The sequence below is a fragment of the Pseudomonas sp. P5_A2_2 genome (genome assembly GCF_054177685.1).
The window spans coordinates 1-3,166 of sequence record NZ_JBGCUL010000528.1; the positions used below are offsets into that span (position 1 = coordinate 1).

At 61.2% G+C, this 3,166-nt stretch carries 4 protein-coding genes; 3 read left to right on the forward strand and 1 reads right to left on the reverse strand.

What is annotated here, in order from left to right:
* Nucleotides 1–50: 50 nt before the first annotated feature.
* On the reverse strand, nucleotides 51–491 hold the full coding sequence (gene lysM, locus ACXRVY_RS21705) for a peptidoglycan-binding protein LysM (protein ID WP_223462741.1): 441 nt from the start codon (nucleotides 489–491) through the stop codon (nucleotides 51–53).
* 128 nt (nucleotides 492–619) lie between these two features.
* On the opposite strand from lysM, the gene ACXRVY_RS21710 reads away from it, so the two are divergent.
* The 3 genes from ACXRVY_RS21710 to ACXRVY_RS21720 all read left to right on the forward strand — a co-directional run.
* On the forward strand, nucleotides 620–1,507 hold the full coding sequence (locus ACXRVY_RS21710) for a LysR family transcriptional regulator (RefSeq protein WP_458238208.1): 888 nt from the start codon (nucleotides 620–622) through the stop codon (nucleotides 1,505–1,507).
* Nucleotides 1,508–1,599: 92 nt separating this feature from the next.
* On the forward strand, nucleotides 1,600–2,439 hold the full coding sequence (gene fdhD / locus ACXRVY_RS21715; RefSeq protein WP_218429609.1) for a formate dehydrogenase accessory sulfurtransferase FdhD: 840 nt from the start codon (nucleotides 1,600–1,602) through the stop codon (nucleotides 2,437–2,439).
* Nucleotides 2,436–3,166 (forward strand): molybdopterin-dependent oxidoreductase (locus tag ACXRVY_RS21720; protein ID WP_458238209.1); only part of this gene is annotated, 731 nt, incomplete at its 3' end. The genes fdhD and ACXRVY_RS21720, both read left to right, overlap by 4 nt.

Genomic DNA, 3,166 nt, shown 5'->3' on the forward strand with positions numbered 1-3,166 from the left:
TCCTGTGGGAGCGTGGCTTGCCCGCGATGGCCATCACGCGGTTTGACGACTTACTCAGGAATCCGCAACGACTGCCCCGGATAGATCTTGTCCGGGTGCGACAGCATTGGTTTGTTGGCTTCGAAAATCTTGTTGTACTTGTTGGCATCGCCGTACACGCGCCTGGAAATCGCGCTGAGGGTGTCGCCCTTCACCACGGCGACAAATACCGCCGCTTTCACGACCGGCCCGGTCACCGTGATCTGATCGTCAACACTGCCAACCCCGACAATATTGCCCACCGCCAGCAGGATTTTTTCTTTCTCTTCCTGGCTCGCCACTTCACCGGTCACCGTGACCTTGTCACCCTCGACCGTCGCTTGCACATTCGGGTTACCCAGGCCGACTTTGCTGATGTGCTCCTTCAACTGATCACTGGCATTGGCGTTGCCTGGCGTCAGCAGATCCAGCAGCTTTTCGCCCGCTTCCTTCACAAAGCTCAAAAGACTCATGGTGCACTCTCCTTGGGTTTCGGATTCCAGACGTCAAAGCCTAGACCACGGTCGTCACCTGCGAATCCAGCCCGACCAATGACCCCGCATGCGATAGAATCCGCACCTTCCCAACCCCTGGAGCGCAGATGGACATCAAGCAGCTGAAATTCCTCATCGCGCTCGACGAAACCCGCCATTTCGGTCAGGCCGCCGCGCGCTGCCACATTACTCAACCGACACTGTCGATGCGCCTGCGCAGCCTCGAAGAAGAACTCGACCTACCGCTGGTCAATCGCGGTCAGCGCTTCGAAGGTTTTACGGCGCCGGGCGAGCGAGTGCTGGCGTGGGCGCGCACGGTGCTGGCGGCGTACGACGGCTTGTATGCCGAGGCGGCTGCCTGTCGCGGCAATCTGGTCGGCACCTTGCGTCTGGGCGTGGTGCCGCTGTCGAGCTTCGATCCGCTGCCGCTGCTGCAACGCCTGCATGCCGAGCACCCGAACCTGCGCTTCGAGCTTTCGGCGCTGAGTTCGGAGCAAATACTCGAACAACTGGCGAACAATCGCCTGGACCTCKGTGTTTCCTACCTGGAGCGCCTGGATGCCGAACGTTTCGACTCGCTGGCCTTCAGCGAAACCCGCATGGGCCTGCTCTACGACCAACGCTTTTTCAGCTTTGGCGAGGCGCCGCTGAGCTGGGAATCATTGATCGAACTGCCACTGGGCATGCTCACCAGCGGCATGCACTTTCGCCAATCCATCGACCACAACTTCCACAGCCGCGGCCTCACCCCGCAGCCTCTGTTGCAAACGGATGCCGTGCATCAACTGTTACAAGCTGTGCACGGCGGCTTGTGCTGCGCCGTGATGCCGTTGGACGGAGGTCTGGAAGAGCTGACCGATCATCTGCGCCTGCAACCGATCGAAAACGCCCAGACCCTGGGCCGGCTGGGGCTGATCATGCGTCGCAGCGCGCCACGCTCGGCCTTGGCGGAGGCTTGTTTCGCGATCTATCGACAATCGTTGCCCAGTGCTTGATCGACGGAGTCTATCGGCAGATCAGTACTAACGATTAGACGTGACAAGTTGTCACGCCTAGTCTTAAAGCTGATCAAACCGTCGGTGATGCCATGAACACCAAGCGCCCAGCCTGCGCGGCGCCTGCCCTCGAAACGCCCGCGCCTGCCGCCAGCCAGACTTATAGTTACAGCAACCTTGAAGACACGGAATCGACCAGCACCGCGCTGGCCGAGGAAGTCGCGTTGGCGATTGCCTATAACGGCATCAGCCAGGCGGTCATGCTGGTGACACCCACGGATCTGGAAGACTTCATTGTCGGTTTCAGCCTGGGCAGCGGCATCATCGAGGACGCCACTGATATTTATGACCTGCAACTGACCGGCTCTGGCTCGGCGCAATACGCGCAAGTGACCATCGCCAACCGCGCCTTCTGGAACCTCAAGCAGCAGCGTCGGCAACTGGCCGGCACCAGCGGTTGCGGGCTGTGCGGCGTGGAAGCAGTGGAGCAGGCACTGCCCGAGCTCCAGGTATTGCCTGGCGCACCCTTGCCGCCTGCCGAATGGCTCGACGGCCTGCGTCAGCGCATCGGCGCGTTCCAGCCCCTTGGCCAGCACAGTGGTGCGGTACATGCCGCGGTGTTCATGAATGATCAGGGCGAGTTGCTGCTGGGCCGCGAAGACATCGGCCGGCACAACGCCCTCGACAAACTGATCGGCGGATTGATCCGCCAGAAGATCCCGACCGCTGGCGGGCTGGCGATTGTCACCAGCCGCTGCAGCCTCGAATTGATCCAGAAAGTCTTGCGCGCCGGCATCCAGACCCTGGTCAGCCTGTCGTCGCCCACGGGCCTTGCCGTGCAATGGGCCCGTCGCCACAACCTCAACCTCATCCATCTGCCACAGAAGAATGCGCCGCGGGTCTACAGCCCAACGTTGGAGAAACAAGCGTGAGTCAACACCGTCAAGCCGATCAGACACCTGTCCCTCGMTACAAGCCCTACAAAGGCCCGGCCGGTGGTTGGGGCGCACTGATCAGCGTCGCCCAGGCCTGGTTGACCAGCGATAACGCCTTGAAAAACCTGCGCATAATGCTCAAGACCAACCAGAACGGTGGCTTCGACTGCCCGGGTTGCGCTTGGGGCGACTCTCCGGAAAAGGGCATGGTGATGTTCTGCGAGAACGGCGCCAAAGCGGTGAACTGGGAGGCGACCAAACGCCGGGTCGATGCAAAGTTCTTCGCCAGACACAGCGTCACTTCGTTGCTGGAGCAGAGTGACTACTGGCTCGAATACCAGGGCCGCCTGACCGAGCCGATGAGCTACGACGCCGAAACCGACCGCTACAAGCCGATCAGCTGGGACGACGCGTTCGCGCTGATCGCCAAACACCTGAACGGCTTGTCGAGTCCGGATCAGGCCGAGTTCTACACCTCGGGCCGGGCCAGCAACGAAGCGGCCTACCTCTATCAGCTGTTCGTGCGCGCCTATGGCACCAACAACTTCCCTGACTGCTCGAACATGTGTCACGAGGCCAGCGGTGTCGCGTTGTCGCAAAGCGTCGGTGTCGGCAAAGGCACTGTGACCTTCGACGACTTCGAACACGCCGACGCGATTTTCGTCTGGGGCCAGAACCCCGGCACCAACCACCCACGGATGCTCGAGCCGCTGCGCGAAGCGGT